General features: G+C 72.4%; 19 protein-coding genes. 7 read left to right on the top strand and 12 right to left on the bottom strand.

Going from position 1 to position 15,741, the window contains the following annotated elements; translation table 11 throughout:
• Positions 1 to 140: 140 nt before the first annotated feature.
• The 4 genes from ABD374_RS15150 to ABD374_RS15135 all read right to left on the bottom strand — a co-directional run bounded on the left by ABD374_RS15150 (position 141) and on the right by ABD374_RS15135 (position 4,593).
• Positions 141 to 1,160, bottom strand: coding sequence for an NEW3 domain-containing protein (locus tag ABD374_RS15150; RefSeq protein ID WP_344495380.1), 1,020 nt, complete (start codon positions 1,158 to 1,160; stop codon positions 141 to 143).
• Between the two features lie 29 nt (positions 1,161 to 1,189).
• Positions 1,190 to 2,647: a Gfo/Idh/MocA family protein gene (locus tag ABD374_RS15145; protein ID WP_344495378.1), complete on the bottom strand. Its 1,458-nt coding sequence runs from the start codon at positions 2,645 to 2,647 to the stop codon at positions 1,190 to 1,192.
• A gap of 378 nt (positions 2,648 to 3,025) precedes the next feature.
• A complete protein-coding gene (locus ABD374_RS15140; RefSeq protein ID WP_344495377.1) occupies positions 3,026 to 3,844 on the bottom strand; it encodes a VOC family protein in 819 nt (272 codons plus the stop codon).
• Between the two features lie 95 nt (positions 3,845 to 3,939).
• Entirely contained in the window at positions 3,940 to 4,593 is a 654-nt protein-coding gene (locus tag ABD374_RS15135) for a DsbA family protein (protein ID WP_344495375.1), read from the bottom strand.
• On the opposite strand from ABD374_RS15135, the gene ABD374_RS15130 reads away from it, so the two are divergent.
• Complete coding sequence (locus ABD374_RS15130) at positions 4,592 to 5,239, top strand: hypothetical protein (protein WP_344495374.1); 648 nt, start codon at positions 4,592 to 4,594, stop codon at positions 5,237 to 5,239. The genes ABD374_RS15135 and ABD374_RS15130 overlap by 2 nt on opposite strands.
• A 485-nt stretch (positions 5,240 to 5,724) precedes the next feature.
• Here ABD374_RS15130 and ABD374_RS15125 read toward each other — a convergent pair whose 3' ends face one another.
• From ABD374_RS15125 to ABD374_RS15110, 4 genes are all read right to left on the bottom strand, one after another.
• On the bottom strand, positions 5,725 to 6,195 hold the full coding sequence (locus ABD374_RS15125; RefSeq protein WP_344495372.1) for a Dps family protein: 471 nt from the start codon (positions 6,193 to 6,195) through the stop codon (positions 5,725 to 5,727).
• A 149-nt stretch (positions 6,196 to 6,344) separates the two neighbouring features.
• Complete coding sequence (locus ABD374_RS15120; RefSeq protein ID WP_344495370.1) at positions 6,345 to 6,749, bottom strand: DUF6479 family protein; 405 nt, start codon at positions 6,747 to 6,749, stop codon at positions 6,345 to 6,347.
• A gap of 59 nt (positions 6,750 to 6,808) precedes the next feature.
• A complete protein-coding gene (locus ABD374_RS15115) occupies positions 6,809 to 8,518 on the bottom strand; it encodes a bifunctional 3'-5' exonuclease/DNA polymerase (RefSeq protein ID WP_344495368.1) in 1,710 nt (569 codons plus the stop codon).
• Between the two features lie 89 nt (positions 8,519 to 8,607).
• Positions 8,608 to 9,918 (bottom strand): helix-turn-helix transcriptional regulator, encoded by a 1,311-nt coding sequence (locus ABD374_RS15110; protein ID WP_344495366.1) that lies wholly within the window; start codon positions 9,916 to 9,918, stop codon positions 8,608 to 8,610.
• A gap of 464 nt (positions 9,919 to 10,382) precedes the next feature.
• Here ABD374_RS15110 and ABD374_RS15105 point away from each other — a divergent pair, with 464 nt between their 5' ends.
• Positions 10,383 to 11,567 carry a DUF2786 domain-containing protein gene (locus ABD374_RS15105; protein WP_344495364.1) on the top strand — a complete coding sequence of 395 codons (1,185 nt, stop codon included), beginning with the start codon at positions 10,383 to 10,385 and terminating at the stop codon, positions 11,565 to 11,567.
• Between the two features lie 184 nt (positions 11,568 to 11,751).
• On the opposite strand, the gene ABD374_RS15100 is transcribed toward ABD374_RS15105, so the two are convergent.
• The 3 genes from ABD374_RS15100 to rpmB are packed head-to-tail and all read right to left on the bottom strand — an operon-like array spanning position 11,752 to position 12,821.
• Complete coding sequence (locus ABD374_RS15100; protein ID WP_344495362.1) at positions 11,752 to 12,240, bottom strand: hypothetical protein; 489 nt, start codon at positions 12,238 to 12,240, stop codon at positions 11,752 to 11,754.
• Positions 12,241 to 12,279: 39 nt separating this feature from the next.
• Complete coding sequence (gene rpsN, locus ABD374_RS15095) at positions 12,280 to 12,585, bottom strand: 30S ribosomal protein S14 (protein WP_344495360.1); 306 nt, start codon at positions 12,583 to 12,585, stop codon at positions 12,280 to 12,282.
• Complete coding sequence (gene rpmB / locus ABD374_RS15090) at positions 12,585 to 12,821, bottom strand: 50S ribosomal protein L28 (protein WP_344495358.1); 237 nt, start codon at positions 12,819 to 12,821, stop codon at positions 12,585 to 12,587. The genes rpsN and rpmB overlap by 1 nt, the downstream gene beginning before the upstream one ends.
• A 50-nt stretch (positions 12,822 to 12,871) precedes the next feature.
• On the opposite strand from rpmB, the gene rpmG reads away from it, so the two are divergent.
• The 5 genes from rpmG to ABD374_RS15065 all read left to right on the top strand — a co-directional run bounded on the left by rpmG (position 12,872) and on the right by ABD374_RS15065 (position 15,093).
• Positions 12,872 to 13,036: a 50S ribosomal protein L33 gene (rpmG, locus tag ABD374_RS15085; RefSeq protein WP_093799764.1), complete on the top strand. Its 165-nt coding sequence runs from the start codon at positions 12,872 to 12,874 to the stop codon at positions 13,034 to 13,036.
• Positions 13,037 to 13,087: 51 nt separating this feature from the next.
• Positions 13,088 to 13,339, top strand: coding sequence for a type B 50S ribosomal protein L31 (locus tag ABD374_RS15080; protein WP_344495356.1), 252 nt, complete (start codon positions 13,088 to 13,090; stop codon positions 13,337 to 13,339).
• Entirely contained in the window at positions 13,336 to 14,487 is a 1,152-nt protein-coding gene (locus ABD374_RS15075) for a CobW family GTP-binding protein (protein WP_344495354.1), read from the top strand. Before ABD374_RS15080 ends, ABD374_RS15075 begins: the two co-directional genes overlap by 4 nt.
• Positions 14,487 to 14,732: a 30S ribosomal protein S18 gene (gene rpsR, locus ABD374_RS15070; protein WP_344495352.1), complete on the top strand. Its 246-nt coding sequence runs from the start codon at positions 14,487 to 14,489 to the stop codon at positions 14,730 to 14,732. Before ABD374_RS15075 ends, rpsR begins: the two co-directional genes overlap by 1 nt.
• Before the next feature lie 118 nt (positions 14,733 to 14,850).
• Positions 14,851 to 15,093 (top strand): DUF397 domain-containing protein, encoded by a 243-nt coding sequence (locus ABD374_RS15065; protein WP_344495350.1) that lies wholly within the window; start codon positions 14,851 to 14,853, stop codon positions 15,091 to 15,093.
• A gap of 59 nt (positions 15,094 to 15,152) precedes the next feature.
• Here ABD374_RS15065 and ABD374_RS15060 read toward each other — a convergent pair whose 3' ends face one another.
• A complete protein-coding gene (locus ABD374_RS15060; RefSeq protein ID WP_344495348.1) occupies positions 15,153 to 15,656 on the bottom strand; it encodes an ATP-binding protein in 504 nt (167 codons plus the stop codon).
• Positions 15,657 to 15,741: the final 85 nt, after the last annotated feature.

Genomic DNA, 15,741 nt, shown 5'->3' with positions numbered 1-15,741 from the left:
GGCACTTCAACCGCACGGTCGGCGTGCCTCCGTACACCTACCGCCGCACCTTCCGCTCGCGGACCCGCCCCGGCCCGCGCGGTACGGGACCCGGCACACCGCACTGAAGAGGCGCTTCACGCCGGTGAACCGGCACGCGGTCAGGGCGCGATCGCCATGTCGAAGATGTGGACGTCGGCGTTCGAGGGCAGGACCACGAACTCGACCGTCTTGGCCGGATCCAGCGGGACCGAGTGCGCGAAGACGCTGTACTTCACGTCGGCGTTGCCGTACCCGTCCTGCCGGTTGCGGCCGTCGGTCGACTTGACCAGCGTCGCGCCGTGCGCGGTGACCGGGTCGAACGACCAGTTGGGGAAGCCGAACGTCCCCGTGCCGGACGACCCGTCGGTGTAGTACACCGTGGCGCTGCCCGTGGCGGCGCTGGTGACGCCGGAGCCGAGGAACACCAGCTTGCCGCCCTTGCCGCCCAGCGCGACGGCCTGCCCGGAGCTCGCCACGTTGTCCTTCGTGCCGGCCGGCACGTCCGGCCAGGTCAGCTCGGCCCCGAGGGCGTCGACCCTCGCCCCGGGCGTCAGGCCGACGGCCGCCAGCTTCTGCGCCGAGAAGCTGTTGCCCCCGCCGTCGTAGTCACCGGCCCGCGTCGCGGACTCGTCGGTGATCGCCACGTTGTTGTACGCCGCCGACAGGCTCGCCCGCGGTGTTCCGCTGCGCTCGGCGCGGGTGCCGGTGGCCGTGCCCCTGCCGTCCCCGCCCTGGTACGTCGCGGTCGCCGTGAACGTACGGATCATGAACCCCGGCCGTTTCTCCGGCACCTGGATCCGGAACGTCGCACCGGCCGAGGCCCCCGTCGCGAGGGAGCCGTCCACGGCTTGCGCGGACGGCTGGACCGCCCACCCGGCCGGTCCGGCGAACGACACCTTCAGCGAACGCATGCGCTGCGGGCCGCCGTTCCTGACGGTCACCTTCACCGTCGAGACGGCCGGACCGTCGAGGTCCACGGGGGAGACGCTCACCTCGGTCCCGGTCCCGGTCCCGGCCGCCGTCGCCGTCGCCGGTTCCGGTGGCGCGGCCGCCACCGCCGGGGCGGGGACGAGCAGGACCGCTCCCGCCACCGCCACGGCCACGGCTCCGAGCGGTCTGATCAGTCGCGCTGGTCTCATGGCCTGCTCCTCCTTCACGCTTCGCGTCCTCAGGAAACGGGGGGCATCTCGGTGGCGCGCGAGTCCAGGCCGGAACGGAGATTGACCCAGCCGCCCCGCGTGAAGTCCGGTATCGCGACCGGACGCCCCTTGTTCGCCAGGGACATGACGCTCAACGGAACCGGCGCGCACCAGGCGGCCGAGTCGTACACGTCGATGTCCGGGACCAGCCCCGCCCGCATCAGCTGCACCGTGCGCCACTGCAGGACGTAGTCCATGCCGCCGTGGCCGCCGTTGTTCGCGGCGTCGTCGCCGATCTTCTTCCACAGCCAGTGGTCGAACTCCTTGCGGTAGGCGTCGAAGGCACGCCAGGAGTGACCGCCGTGGTCCGGCTCGACATAGATGCGGCCGCCCCCGGCCGACGAGACGCCGGCGTAGTCCTCGAAGATGCCGCGGCTGCCGGCGAGTGAGTTGATGCGGCTGTACGGCCGGGGCGAACTCACGTCGTGCTCGGCCCGGATGACCCTGCCCTTGGCCGTGTCGATCAGGCACGTGACCAGATCGCCGTTGATGTACGTCTCCCGCCACGAGGGGTGGGACTTCGGCACGAAGCGCTCGCGGTAGTCGGCGAGACCCTTCGGCGCGGTCGCGGTGGCGCGCAGCACGGTCATCCGGTCGCCGCGGTTGATGTCCATGGCCGCCGCGACCGGGGCGAGCCCGTGCATCGCGTAGAACGACGCGGTGGAGCGGGTGTGCCAGAGCCGGCGCCAGGAGTCCGTGTAGTACGTGTCGGAGAAGAGCAGGGCGCGCAGGTCGTGCAGGTAACCGCCGTGACCGTTGGTGATGTCGCCGAACAGGCCCTCGTGCGCCGCCTTGAGCATGGCCAGCTCGTTGCGGCCGTAGCTGCAGTTCTCGGACAGCATCAGGTTCCTGCGGGTGCGCTCCGAGGTGTCCACGAGGTCCCACAGCTCGCTCAGTTCGGTCGCGACGGGCAGCTCGACGACGACGTGCTTCCCGGCCAGCAGCGCGGCCTTGCCCTGCTCGTAGTGGAACTCCCACGGCGTCGCGATGTAGACGAGGTCGATGTCGTCGCGCTTGAGCATGTCCGCGTACGAGCCGGCCGAGCCGCCGTACTCGGCGGGGCGCGGCTTGCCCTGGGCGGCCAGCCGGTCGGCCGTGCGCTTGGCGCGGTCGGCGCGGATGTCGCAGACGGCGGTCACCACGCAGCCGGGGACGGCCGACCAGCCGGGGGTCATCCCGGAGCCCCGGTTGCCGAGTCCGATCACTGCGACGCGGACGGTCCTGTGGACCTCGAAGGGCACGTTGATCATCGACTTCTGACCCGGTCTGCGGCCGGGCGTCGCGGCGGACACGTCGGATGCCTCGGACGCGGCGGCCCCGGACGCCGCCGACGCGCTCCCGGCCGAGCCGATCCCGGCGGCGAGCGCTCCGGTGGCCAGCGTTCCTCCGAGTAGCAGGCGACGTGAGACTGCGGGGATTTCGGGCATGGCGACAGCGCTCCTCGTGACGTGACCGGCATCACTTGCGGAGTTGACTCTGGTCGGGTCGCCAGTTACATGTCAATAGGTGTTCGCAGGAACGGCGTTACGAACAGAAACAAGCATCCGGCGGCGCGGGGACGGCCGGACGAGGCACGAGCACACCGCGGGACGACAGCCCGCGGGACGGCAGCCGAAGTCCTGCGGCTCGTACCGGTCAGCGAGGCGTACGGGGCGGGCGGCACGCCGCCGTCGTCGTGGTGGTGGCTGCTTGAGCGCACCCGGGTCCGGGCCGGTGGCTCACCGGCCCGGTGGCTCACCGGCCCGGTCTCCTCCCCTCCCTCCCGTCCCCTTCTGCTTCTGCGCGCGAGGTGTCAGGGCACCGCCTCAGGCAGTGGCCGGGGCCGGCATGGCCGGGGCCAGCACCACGAAGTCCGCGCCGGACGGGTCGACACAGACGGCCAGCCGGCCCACGTCCTCGGCGTCCTCCGGCCCCATCTGCACGCTGCCGCCGCCCCCGGTGACCTTGGCGACCGTCGCGTCGCAGTCCTCGACCGCGAACACCGGGTGCCAGTAGGGCTTGCCGCCGTTCAGCGCGAGTGCGTCCGGGGGGAGCTGCATGAGGCCGCCGTGCATGCGCTCCTGGGGGAGGCCGGAAGGAACGATCATCGAGTACGTCCCGCCTCCGCCCGGGAGTTCCATGTCCTGCGTCTCCCAGCCGAAGAGGCCGCCGTAGAACTGCTTCGCCGCGGCCGAGTCGGTGGTGTAGAGCTCGGTCCAGCACAGGCTGCCCGGCTGGTCGGTGATCTCCACGCCCCGGGTCCTGCCCGGCTGCCAGGCGGCGAACTGACCGCCCTGCGGGTCGGTGTACTGAGCCATCCGGCCCTCGCCCTCGGCGTCCGTCGGGGCGACCCGCACCGTGCCGCCCGACCGCTCCACGGCCTCGGTGGTGGCGTCGGCGTCCGGGGTGCAGAAGTAGATCATCCAGGCCGACCGGGCGCCTTCCTCGGTGAGCGGGCCGATTCCGGCGACGGTCCTGCCGCCCTGCTTGAAGAAGCCGAAGTCGGAGGCGTCCGGGGCGTCGGGGGCGTAACTCTGGAACTGCCAGCCGAACACCGAGCCGTAGAAGGCGGTCGTGGCGGGTACGTCGGGGGAGCCGAGATCGATCCAGCAGGGGGAACCGGGCACGAAGTCAGTGGTGATCATGACGTTTCCTTTCGTCGCAGATCCTCATAACTCGTAAACCTCATGACTTGCAGAACAGCCTGTCACCCGCCACTGACAACCGCCCGTCGGCTCTCTCAGATCGTGCGGCCGGGAGCCAGCGCCTGCTCGATCTGCTGGGCGACCTCCGGGCCCGGCAGGGCCCGGCCCTCCTTGTCGAAGGCGTGCAGGGAGCGGCCGTTCAGGCGCAGGGCGGGCGTGCCGCGTACGCCGCCGCGCTCGAAGGCGTCGGCCACCGCCTCCGCCCACGGGAGGTAAGTGCCGTCCTCGACCGCCTGCCTGAACGCCTCGGAGGGCAGGCAGGCGACCGTCCCGGCGACCACCAGCAGATGGGCCGTGTCGCCGTACGCGTCGTCGCTCTCGGCGGGCTGGTTCGCGTACAGCGCCTCGTGGAGGCCCTTGAACGCGGCCTGCCCCTCGTCGGCCGCCGCGCCCAGCGCGCCCAGTGCCAGCTTCGAGCCGCGGCCGCCCAGCGAGGCGTCGAGGAAGGTGGCGAAGTGGTATTCGAGGCGCAGCCGGCCCTCGTCCGCGAAGGCGCGGACCGCGGCGCCCGAGGACCGCTCCATGGCCGCGCAGTACGGGCAGCGCGGGTCCTCGTACACCGAGAGGACCGGCACGTCGTCGCCGTCCGGGCCGTACGGGACGACAAGCCCTCCCGGGCCGGACGTGTGGTCCGGCACGGCTGCCGGGGACCCTGCGGCGCCGGGCCCCTGCGAGGGCGTACGGCTCATGGCGCGTCTCCTCCGTCCCCCTCGGTCGTCCCTCTCGGGCGGTCCCGTCCAGCTACGCACGAAGGGGCGCGCGCCGCATCATTTCGTCCGCGCGGACCTGGCGGACCGGGGCTCCCGCCCACGCCCCGGCGGGGCTGCCCGGCTCCGCCCGGTCCAGGTACGCGCCCAGCAGGCGGGGCCGACGAGTCCCTTTCGCTCCCTCCGGCTGTCGAGCCCGAACGGCCAAGAGAAGACGATCACCTTCTCTCGCGACGCCGAGGGAGCCCCCCGGTACCGGCGCTGGAAGCTGCGCTCGACAGACGAGTCCGAGACCGGCAGCAACGCGGGCGCGAACCTCCAGCTCGCCCGCTATGACGACAACGGCATGTTCCTCGACAACCCGATCCCCGTCAGCCGGTCAACCGGCAACGTCACGCTCGGGCCGGGACTGGTCGCGCGCGGGGGCTCGGCGTCCGCGTCCAGCCTGTCCCTCAACAGCACGTCTCTCGGCGGCGGTGTCGGGGTCGTAGCCGTCGGCAACGCTGCCACCGTCCCCACGGGAACCCCGACGGGCGGCGGTGTCCTGACCCCCGGTACGCGGAAATGGTCGCGGCGTGGAAGCGCGCACAGCAGCCGGACTCGCGAGACCCGGAGCCTGAGCCGGTGAGGGGATTCGTCGTCCCCGCACGGAAGGGCTGACTCACCGCCCCGGTCGTTCGGCGCCGTGCGGCGGCCGGCCGGGGTTCTTCACTGCCTGACGAGGTCGGCGAGCGGGACACCGGGATTCAGCGATGCGCTGGCCAAGGTCCCTGCAACGGGCGATGACCCAGTCGGGCAGGGGCGTTCGTCGAGCTGGCACTCGACAAACAGTTAGGTCCGATCGATCTTGAGTCAGTACCCAGACGGTCGCTTTTTCTATCGTGCAACGACTCGGCCCTATCCGCGTAGACAGCGGATAGGGCCTCTTGGCACCTGAGACATGTTCAGCGGATGTTCTAGCTGGTGAGCCCCACCGAAACCTTCCGGAAGCCTTCCGGCCGCGCCCGGATTTCCGCAGATTTTCCGTACGAACACGAGACGTCGTGTTATGCCTCGTGGTGCGTCGTAGGGCCTTCCCTCACTGGTCAGGTCCGGTATAGGCCTCTGACCAGGTCACCCGTTCTCGGCCTGGAACATCCAGCGCTGCTTCTCCAGCTCCGCGGTGAGGCCGATGAAGATGTCCTGGGTCACCGGGTCGGCCTTCTCGGTCGCCTCGATCCGTTCGCGCATCCTGGTGCCGATGGTGCCGAGCGTGTCGACGATCAGCGCCACCACGTCGTTGTCCTGGTTCCAGCCGTTCGAGGGCTCGGGAAGCTCACTGGTCTTGGCGACCGTCTCGACCCGGCCGTCCGGTGCGACGCCGATGGCCGACGAGCGCTCGGCGACGACGTCGGCGTACGAACGGGCGAAGGCCACCACCTCGTCGAGCTGGAGGTGGATGGAACGGAAGCGCGGGCCCACGATCGTCCAGTGCGCCTGCTTGGCCAGGAGCGACAGACCGAGGAGATCCACCAGCGCCCCCTGGAGGGCGTCCGCGGTGGTCTGGCGGGCAGCTTCGGGGAGGGTGCTCTTCAGGGTGGTCATGCAGTTGCTCCTTCTCGTTGCTCTGTCGTCTTCGATGCTCTGTCGTCTGTCGTGTCGTCCGTCTTCACGTGTGGCCCGGCCGGCCGGACCGGCCCGGTCCCCGCCTTCCCGGTCCGCTGACGCCCGGCGCCGTGCCGTCCGCCGGCGAGTCAGCCGCCGGGGCCCCCGCTGCCGAACGAACCGCCGGAGTTCTCACTCCACTGCCGGCGCTCGTGGGGGTCCTTGTCGCTGTGCCTGCCGGACGAGTTCCCGCTGTTCCTGAGCTCGTGCGGCAGGAGCCGCCTGCCCTCCGCAGGCGTCACCTCGTCGGGCTCCCGGTACTCCATGTCCTCGGGCAGCTCCGCGTCGGGCGGGCGGTGCGGCTGCTCCTCGGGCGTGGGAGGAGCCGGTTCGCGGCTTCTGATCCGGATGCCCCACCACACGGCGGCGGTCAGAGCGGCCACGACGGCCAGGCCCGCGATGAACGGCGCGATGCCGATGACCAGGTCACTCGCGGCGACGGGGTCCGCGAAGCCCGCGATCTCACCGGTTGTTCTGCTCTGGAGTGCGCTCATGCGCGGCGAGTACCCATGGGCGTCCGAGTCATGAGCTGCCGTACAGGTGAAACATTTCCTCACTTCGCGTCGGCGTAGCACTCCACGACCGCCGTCGTGAAGGGGAAACGCACCGGCGTCTCCCCGAAGGCGGTCCGCCCGGCCAGATCACCGGCCGCGCGGATCGCCTCCGTGACCGCCTCCGCCTCCTCGGCGGGACAGTGCACGATCACCTCGTCGTGCTGGAAGAAGACCAGCTCCGCCCGGAGCCCCGCCGCCCTCAGGCTCTGCCGCAGCGCCGCCGTCATCAACAGCGCCCAGTCGGCGGCACTGCCCTGCACCACGAAGTTCCGGGTGAAACGGCCCCGCGCGCGAGCGTTCACCGACGCGTACCCCGGCGTGAACCCCCCGTCGCGCTGCACCGCCACCGGCGTGCCGTCGTCCTGCGGAATGCCCGCCTCACCGTTGCCGTCACCGTCGTCACCCGACCCCGCGGCAGGCGGGCACGTCCGCCCCAGCCAGGTCCGTACGAGCCGCTTCTCCTCGCCCGCGCGCGCCGCGTCGTCCACATACGCGACGGCACGCGGGAAGCGTCTTCGCAGCGCGGCGAGGTTCTTGAGCCCGTCCCCCGACGTCTGCCCGTACACCGCGCCCAGCACCGCGAGCTTCGCCATGTCGCGGTCACCGGCGAACGCCCGGTCCGACACCGCCTTGTAGAGGTCGCCGGGCTGCCCCGCCACCTCCATCAGCCCCGGGTCGCGCGAGATCGCGGCGAGGACGCGCGGCTCCATCTGGTCCGCGTCGGCGACCACGAGCCGCCAGCCGTCGTCCGCGATCACCGCGCGCCGGATCACCTTCGGGATCTGGAGCGCGCCGCCGCCATGGGTGACCCATCTGCCCGTGATCGTCCCGCCCGGCAGGTACTGGGGTCTGAAACGGCCCCCGCGCACCCAGTCCTGGAGCCAGCCCCAACCGTGCGCCGTGTAGATCCGGTACAGCTTCTTGTACGCGATGAGCGGCTCCACCGCCGGATGGCCGACCTCCTCCAGCTCCCACCGCCGCGTCGACCCGATCTTGATCCCGGCCTGCGCGAACGCCTTGATCACGTCCGCGGGAAGCTCCGGCCGTACGCGTCGCCCGAAGGCCGCCGACACCTGGTCCGTCAGCTCCGCCAGGCGCCGCGGCTCGCCGCCGCCCGCGTACCGCTCGCCGAGCAGCTCCTCCAGCAGCGCCCGGTGGACGTCCGCCCGCCACGGCAGCCCCGTCCGGTTCATCTCGGCGGCCACCAGCATCCCCGCCGACTCGGCGGCCGTCAGCAGCCGCATCCGGCCGGGGTGCTCCGCCGCGCCGTGCCTGCGCTGCTGATCGGCGTACACCTCCAGCAGGTCCTCGAACGCCACCGCCACCGGCTGCGGCTCGAAGAGCGAGGACTGCGAGCCGGGCTCGGCGGCGCGCTGCGGCGGATCGGGCGGTACGGGCAGACCGTGCAGCCGTGCTCGGGCCGCCGCCGCCGAATGCGGCTCGCCGTGCCGCCCCTCGTGGCCGAGCAGCAGGGACTCCGCGTCCTCGATGTCGTAACACCGCTCGACCCGCACCCCGGCGGCGAGCAGGCGCGGATAGATCCCGGCGGTGGACCGCCACACCCACCGCCCGACCTCGGGCCGGGAGCCGACCGCGGCCACGAGATCGGGCTCCTCGCGCACGTCACCGGCCGGCCGCCCGTCCCGCCCCAGCGGCACGAGCAGCGCCCCACCCCCGTCCGTCGCGGCGACGGCCCAGCGCTCGCTCATGGGTGCGAGTCTGGCACCCGGCACTGACAACGGCCGTTCACCGGCGGGGTCCGAAGACGGCGGGGTCCGGAGCGATTCGCGGCGCCCGGTCAGGCCGCCCGCAGCGTGTGCGCCAGGGCGGCGGCCTCACCGCGCGTGCTGACGCTCAGCTTGCTGAGGATGTTCGCCACGTGGAACTTCACCGTGGACTCGCTGATCTGCAGTTCCTGCGCGATGGCCCGGTTCCGGTGCCCCCGCGCGAGACGCGTGAGCACCTCCCGCTCGCGCGCCCCGAGCACCGCCAGCGGATCGCCGGGCGCGGCCTCCGGCGTGCCCAGCGGGAGAACCGCCGTGACCGTGCTGCCCCAGCCGGGCACCGCGTCGACGTCCAGGCGGCCGCCGAGCGCGGCGAGCCGTTCACCCACGCGGTGGACGGCGACGGCGTCGCGGGTCAGGTCGCCGGGGCCGTCGTCCCGTACGGTCGCGCGCAGCTCGGTGCCCGGGGAGCCGTGTACGCCCCCGTCGCCGATCTGCCAGCCGACGTGGACGCGGTCGAGCGGATGCTGCTCCAGTACGGCGAGGACCACGGCCCGTACGACCGCACGCGCCGCGTGCGCGACGTCGGCGGCCAGCGGACGGCTGTCGCCGGGCGGACCGAGTTCCAACCGGACCGGACCGTGGCTCAGCAGCGGGCGCAGCGACTGCGCGAGGCGGGCGAAGGCCTGGTCGGCGGGCTCTTCGGTGACGGCCTGGTCCCGTTCCGCTTCGGCGCGCAGCTCGACCAGCGAGGTCACGGCGAGCTCGGTGGCGTGGGCGCGGGCCGCCGTGTCGTCGAGGGCGCGGCTGCGCAGTACGCCCAGCAGGGCGGTCAGGGCCGCGGCGTGCGCCTCGCCCAGCTCGGCGACGGCGCGCGCCCGTTCGCCGGCGGCGGTGCGCGACGGGGCGAGCGGGCCGGGCACGGCCTCGGTGGAGAAGCGGTCCAGGTGGCCGGTGACGAGGTCCCAGAACGCCTGGACGGTGGCGGCGTCGGCCTCCGGCACCGGGGCGTCCTCCGTCCGTACGAGCACGAGCAGCGCACCGCGAGCCGTCGCGTCACCGTCACCGGCCCCGGACACGGCCAGTACGGGACGCTCGTCCCCGGCGATACGGGCCTGCCCCTGCCAGGGCCGCCCGGCCCGCACACCGTCGGCGATCGCCGCCAGCTCGGAGCCGGTGACACGGCCCGCGAGGTCCGGCTCGCCGTGCGCCGTGAAGGGGGAGTGCGCGCGCCCGCCGGACAGCTCGGCGGAAGCGCGGTGCGCGACGATCCCGCCCAGCACGGCCGACAGCTTCCCGTGCACCTGCTCCAGCGGTGCGCCGATCACCTCGGCGGCAGCGGTGAGAGCGGCGGTTTCTGCGTTCCTGTCGGCCATCGGCTCCATGGCAGACAGCGTAAGGCGGCGATCCTGCCCGCCGGCCCGCCTTCCGGAGAGGCCGAACCGGCCAGAAGGCGGGCCCCGCCTGGGCGGGGCAGGGACAGCGCTGAGAGGCCGGGTGATGATCCCCACAGGGAAGAACTCCCTGCGCGCGAACGTTTTCGGCCGGTTCGACGGCCCCGGAGTGCTGCGGCTCACAGCGACCGGGAAGCCGTACGGGCCGAGCGGGCCGGGAACCACGGGCGGCAAGCCGGTGCTCCTCCTCCCCCGGCGGGACGGCTCTCCCCCCTGTTCGTGATTCCTGTCCGCAACTGGGACCATCGTCGGTGGCGGCGCGCGGTCGCGTAAGGAGGCACTCCGATGTCAGCGGAGCACAGGAGAACAACCACCGGGCCCGTGGCCGGCTGCGGCGAACCGCGGAAGGACCACGGCATCCCGGCCGTCGCCGGACCAGCGGCGGGAACCCGCTGATGGAACAGATCGAGAAGGCGGTCGCGGCAGCGGTGTACGCCGAGGACGACGCGGGCCTCGACCTCGGCGCCTCCCTCGTCGCCGCCGCGCCCTGGTCCGACGCGGGCCGTGAGCTCCTGCGCCGGGGCGAGGAGTCCGTACGCCGGGCCTGGGAGCGTGGCTGGCAGCCCGCCGACGTCGTCCGCGTCGTCCGGCGCGACCTCGACGACCTGCACGTGCGCCTGACGACCGACCTGATCGCGGCCGAGAACCGCAGGTACGCCACAACGGCCCCCCGCTGGGAGGCGCAGCTGCGCGATCTGACGGCGACGGAACCCTGGTGGGGCAGTGACGACCGTTACGCCGACGCGCTCGCCGCCCGTGAGCGGACGGACCGCTTCTCCCTCGCCACAGCGCTCCTCGAACTCTTCCGCCTCCTGATCCGCCTCCCCGTGATCGAGCCGGTGGGCCCGCCCCCGGGCGACCCCGTCCGCGCGCGCCCGCACTCACCCGCCACCCCCGGCGAACCGCGCATGCTCACCCGCATCCGCGCGCTGCTGGCCAAGGCGGAGGCCACCGACTACCCCGACGAGGCGGAAGCCCTGACCGCCAAGGCGCAGGAGCTGATGGCGCGCCACAGCATCGACGCCGCGCTGCTCGCCGCCCAGGGCCACACCGGTGACGCGCCGGCCGCCTGCCGGATCGGCGTCGACGCCCCGTACGAGACGGCCAAGGCGATCCTCCTCGACGCCGCCGCCTCCGCGAACCGCTGCCGCGCGGTGTGGAACAGCGCCCTGGGCTTCTCCACCGTCATCGGTTTCGAACCCGACCTCGAAGCCGTGGAACTGCTCTACACCTCCCTCCTCGTGCAGGGCACCACGGCGATGACCCGCGCGGAGGCGGCCCAGCGCGCGGCCGGCCGCAAGCGCACCAGGGCGTTCCGCCAGGCGTTCCTGACGGCGTACGCGAGCCGGGTGGGCCACCGCCTGTCCGAGGCGACGCGGCACGTGACCGAGGAGGCCGGCGGTTCGCTGCTGCCGGTGCTGGCGGCGCGGGACGTGGCGGTGGAGGACCGCGCGGAGCGGATGTTCCCGCAGACGACATCGACGCGGGTACGGGGCGTCGACGACCACGCGGGCTGGGAACACGGCACGGCCGCCGCCGACCGGGCGAAAATGCCCGGCCGCCCCGGCATCACCCGCTGACACCACCCACCGGCCGCGGCCCGGCCCACCGGCGCGAGGGGCGGGTCGCACAGGGAGCGGCGTCGCCCTGGACGACCTGTCGCGGACCCCGGACGACGAAGGGCCGCGGCCCCGTGAGGGAACCGCGGCCCACGCGCGACCCGGCCCGGCCGACCGGCCGACCGACCGGCCGGCCGACCGCCCGTCAGGAACCCGGCAGCTTCGGCACGTCCGTGGGAATCCCCTCCGGCAGCGCGCCACCGGCGGACTTCCTGAAGGAGTCCTTGAGCCCGCTGTCCCACTTCACCGTGAGGGTGCCGCCGTCGGCCCCCGGCGTGACCAGCCCGGCCGTACGGTCGGTGTTGCCGTCCCCGCACCTCAGGTCCAGCGTCACCGTGTCCTCCTTGTTGACCTTGCCGGAGCAGACGTGCTCACCCGCGACGGCCGCGTCGGACCCCTGGACGATCAGCGCGACGACCTTGCCGTCGGTCGTCGCGATCCAGGACCCGGTGACGTCCGCCGACGCCCCCGCCCCCTTGGCCCCGCCGGACGGCGTGCTGCTCTGCCCGCTGCCGCCGCCCTTCTCCTCGCTCTTGCCGCCGTCCGTGCCGCCGCTGTCACCGCTGCAGCCGGTCAGGACGAGGACGGCCGCGACGGCCGCCGCCGCGACGGTGGTACGTACGTGCTCACGCACTCCGGGCTCCCCAGTTTCGTCAGGTCCGAACGCGCCAAGCTACCAGGAGGACTTGCGCACACCGGGGAGGAAACCGGCGTGTGCCTGTTCCCTCATCCGGACCCGGGACAGCCCGAACTTCCCGAGGTGGCCCCGGGGCCGGCCGTCCACGCTGTCCCGGTTGCGTACGCGCGTCGGACTCGCGTCGCGCGGCTGGCGGGCCAGCTCCTCCCGCGCCGACCGGCGCTCGGCCTCGCTCGTTCCGGGCCTGCGGAGGATCTCCTTCAGCTCCGCCCGCCGCACGGCGTACCGCTCGACGACGGCCTTGCGCCGCTCATTGCGGGCGATCTTGCTCTTCTTGGCCATCAGACCTTCACCCCCCGCGCGCGGATCCGGGCCACGGCCGCCTCGACGCCGATCACGTCGACGGTCTTGACCGCCCTGGCGCTGAGCGTGAGCCGCACCTGGCGGCCCTCGCTCGCCAGCCAGTAGCGCTTGCGCTGGATGTTGGGGTCGAAGCGGCGCGAGGTGCGCCGGTGCGAGTGGGAGATGTTGTTGCCGAATCCCGGCTGGGCGCCGGTCAGCTGGCAGTGGGCGGACAAGGCTGATCACTCCTTCTTGAAAATGGGAACCATTTCCATATACTAACCACATGGCACGCAACGAGATCCGCCCGATCATCAGGCTCAGGTCCACGGCGGGGACCGGCTACACCTATGTGACCCGCAAGAACCGCCGTAACGACCCCGACCGCATGACGCTCCGCAAGTTCGACCCGGTGGTCCGCCGCCACGTCGACTTCCGCGAAGAGCGCTGACCGGCACCACGGCCCGACCGGACCAGCCAGACCAGAAGGGGGCATCACTCCATGAAGCCCGGAATCCACCCGCCGTACGGCCCCGTCGTCTTCCGCGACAAGGCCGGCGGCTTCGCCTTCCTCACCCGCTCCACCATGACCAGCGACAAGACGGTGGAGTGGGAGGACGGCCGCTCGTACCCCGTCGTCGACGTGGAGATCTCCTCGCGGAGCCACCCCTTCTACACGGGGACGGCGCGCGTGCTGGACACCGCCGGACGCGTGGAGCGCTTCGAGCGCCGCTACGGGGCGAAGAAGCGGTGAGCGGCGAGACATCGAAACTGCCGGTCGTCATCGTCGGCGGATTGCACTCGGACGCCCGCAAGGAGGTCGTGGAGCAACTGCTGAGCCGGGTCCCCGGCAGCGTCGCCCTGCACCACGACCTCTCGACCGCGGCCGAAGGGACGGTACGCCGTACCGTCCGCGACGCCGGGGGCATATGCACGTCCGGCGAAGCGCCGCTGGTCGACGACTGCGCCTGCTGCGCGCTGCGCGAAGACCTCGTGCCCGAGCTGGAGCGGCTGGCCGGCGGCGGCCTCACCCGCCTCGCGGTCGTCGAGCTGTGGGACTCGGTCGAGCCCAAGGCGATGGCCGAGGTCGTCGTCGCGCACGGCGGGGACGTACTCGACCTCACCGCCGTCATGACCGCCGTCGACCCCGCGCTGCTCCTGCCCTGTCTCGGCTGCGGCGACGACCTGGCGGAGGCCGGCCTGGCCGCGGCGGCCACCGACCGGAGGACGGTCGCGGACACCTGGGCGCGGCAGCTGGAGTACGCCCCGGTCCTGGCCGTCGTCGAGAGCGAGGAGGCGGACGAACAGGACGAAGCCCTCCTCGTGCAGCTGCACCCGACGGCCCGCCGGGTCCGGGCCGCGACCGGCGAGCTGGCCGAGGCGGCCTTCGCCGGCTTCGACATCGAGGCGGCGGCCACCCGCCAGCACCCGGCGTGCGCGCTGCTTCCGCAGGACGCGGACGACAGGGGCGTCTCCACGCTGGTGTGGCACCGCGACCGCCCCTTCCACCCGGAGCGGCTGTACGCGGCGCTGGAGGACCTGACCTGCGCCGCGGCCCGCAGCCGGGGCCGTTTCTGGCTCGCCGACCGGCCGGACACGCTGATGGCGTGGGACGCGGCGGGCGGAGCGCTGTGCGTGGAGAGCGCGGGGCCGTGGCTGGCGTCGCTGCCGGACGCCGCGTGGGAGATGGTCCCGCCGGTCCGCAGGGCGGCGGCCGCACTCGACTGGCACCCCGAGCACGGGGACTGCTGCCAGCACCTGGTCTTCACGTCCCCCGGGCTCGACCGCGACGGGCTCGAAGGACTCCTCGAATCCTGCTTGCTGACCGACGCCGAATACGCGGCGGGGCGTGATGCGTGGAAGCGCCTGCCGTCCGCTTTTGATTCCCTTCTGGAGGCATGATGTCCCGGCCGTTCCGAGGTAATGACCCTCGCGAATCCGCCAAGTACCGCCCCAATCCGCTGGACGAGGCGGGTATTGCGTACCTTGACTACAAGGACACCGATCTGCTGCGGAAATTCATTTCGGATCGCGGCAGGATCCGCAGCCGCCGTGTGACAAGGGTCTCGGCCCAGCAGCAGCGGCAGCTGTCACGTGCCGTCAAGAACGCCAGGGAGATGGCCCTCCTGCCGTACTCCTCGCGCTGAGCGGGGGATTCTGTAACCGAGGGAACACCCCGCGTGCACGTGCATCTGCCCATGCATCAGCAAGTGAACAAAGCTATGATCCGGGGCAGTTGACATCTGCACTTTCCGGGAGCGACCTGTGCACCACGCGTACAACGGCATGGCGGCCACAGAGCTCCACGGGGTGGTCTGGCAGAAGAGCAGGCACAGCAACTCGCAGGGCTCCTGTGTGGAGTTCGCCAAATTGCCGGGCGGGAATGTGGCGGTCCGCAATTCGCGCCACCCGGACGGGCCCGCTCTCGTCTACACGCCCGCCGAGATCGAGGCGATGCTGCTCGGCGTCAAGGGCGGCGAGTTCGACCACCTGACAGCCGGCGGCTGACCGGAAGCCGGCGGCCACCCACCGGCCGCGGCGGCAACGGTCAGCTACCAGCTGCACCGCTACTCGGCTCTCAGGCGGAACAGCGCCCAGACGACCTTGCCGCTCGGTCGTCCGGCGAGCGGGTGCCAGCCCCAGCTGTCGCTGAACGAGTCGACCAGGAACAGGCCGCGCCCCGACTCGGCGGAGAAGTCGTCCTCCTCGCGCGCCACCGGACTCTCGTCGCTGGGGTCGCGCACCGCGCACACCAGACGCGAGGTCCAGCGCATCAGGTGCAGCCGTACGGGCGGATCCTGCTCGCCCGTACGCGGGACGTCGGCCGGCAGGGCGTGCCGCAGCGCATTGGTGACGAGTTCGGAGACGACCAGGGCCACGTCGTCGAAGCGCTCGCCGAGTTCCCACCGGGCCAGCGTCGACTTGGTGAACTGCCGTGCGCCGCACACCGCCTCGTACCGGGCGGGCAGCGCGCAGGAGGCCGAGCTGGAGACCGCCGCGGGGTCGATCGGTGGGAGGCCCTGCCTCAATGGCTCGAACGGCTCGAGCACGGTCGATCCATTCGTCCCCATGCGAGGCACTCCCGGGATTCGCGGTCGTTGCGATACGGCGGTAGCGATGCGGCGGTGGTACGGCGACAGCACGAAAGAGCATGCA

Origin of the sequence: Streptomyces enissocaesilis (assembly GCF_039533765.1) — a bacterium.
GTDB classification, from domain to species: Bacteria; Actinomycetota; Actinomycetes; order Streptomycetales; family Streptomycetaceae; genus Streptomyces; species Streptomyces enissocaesilis.
Note: the sequence above shows the minus strand (reverse complement) of the source record. Positions and strands in the feature narration are given on the sequence as shown.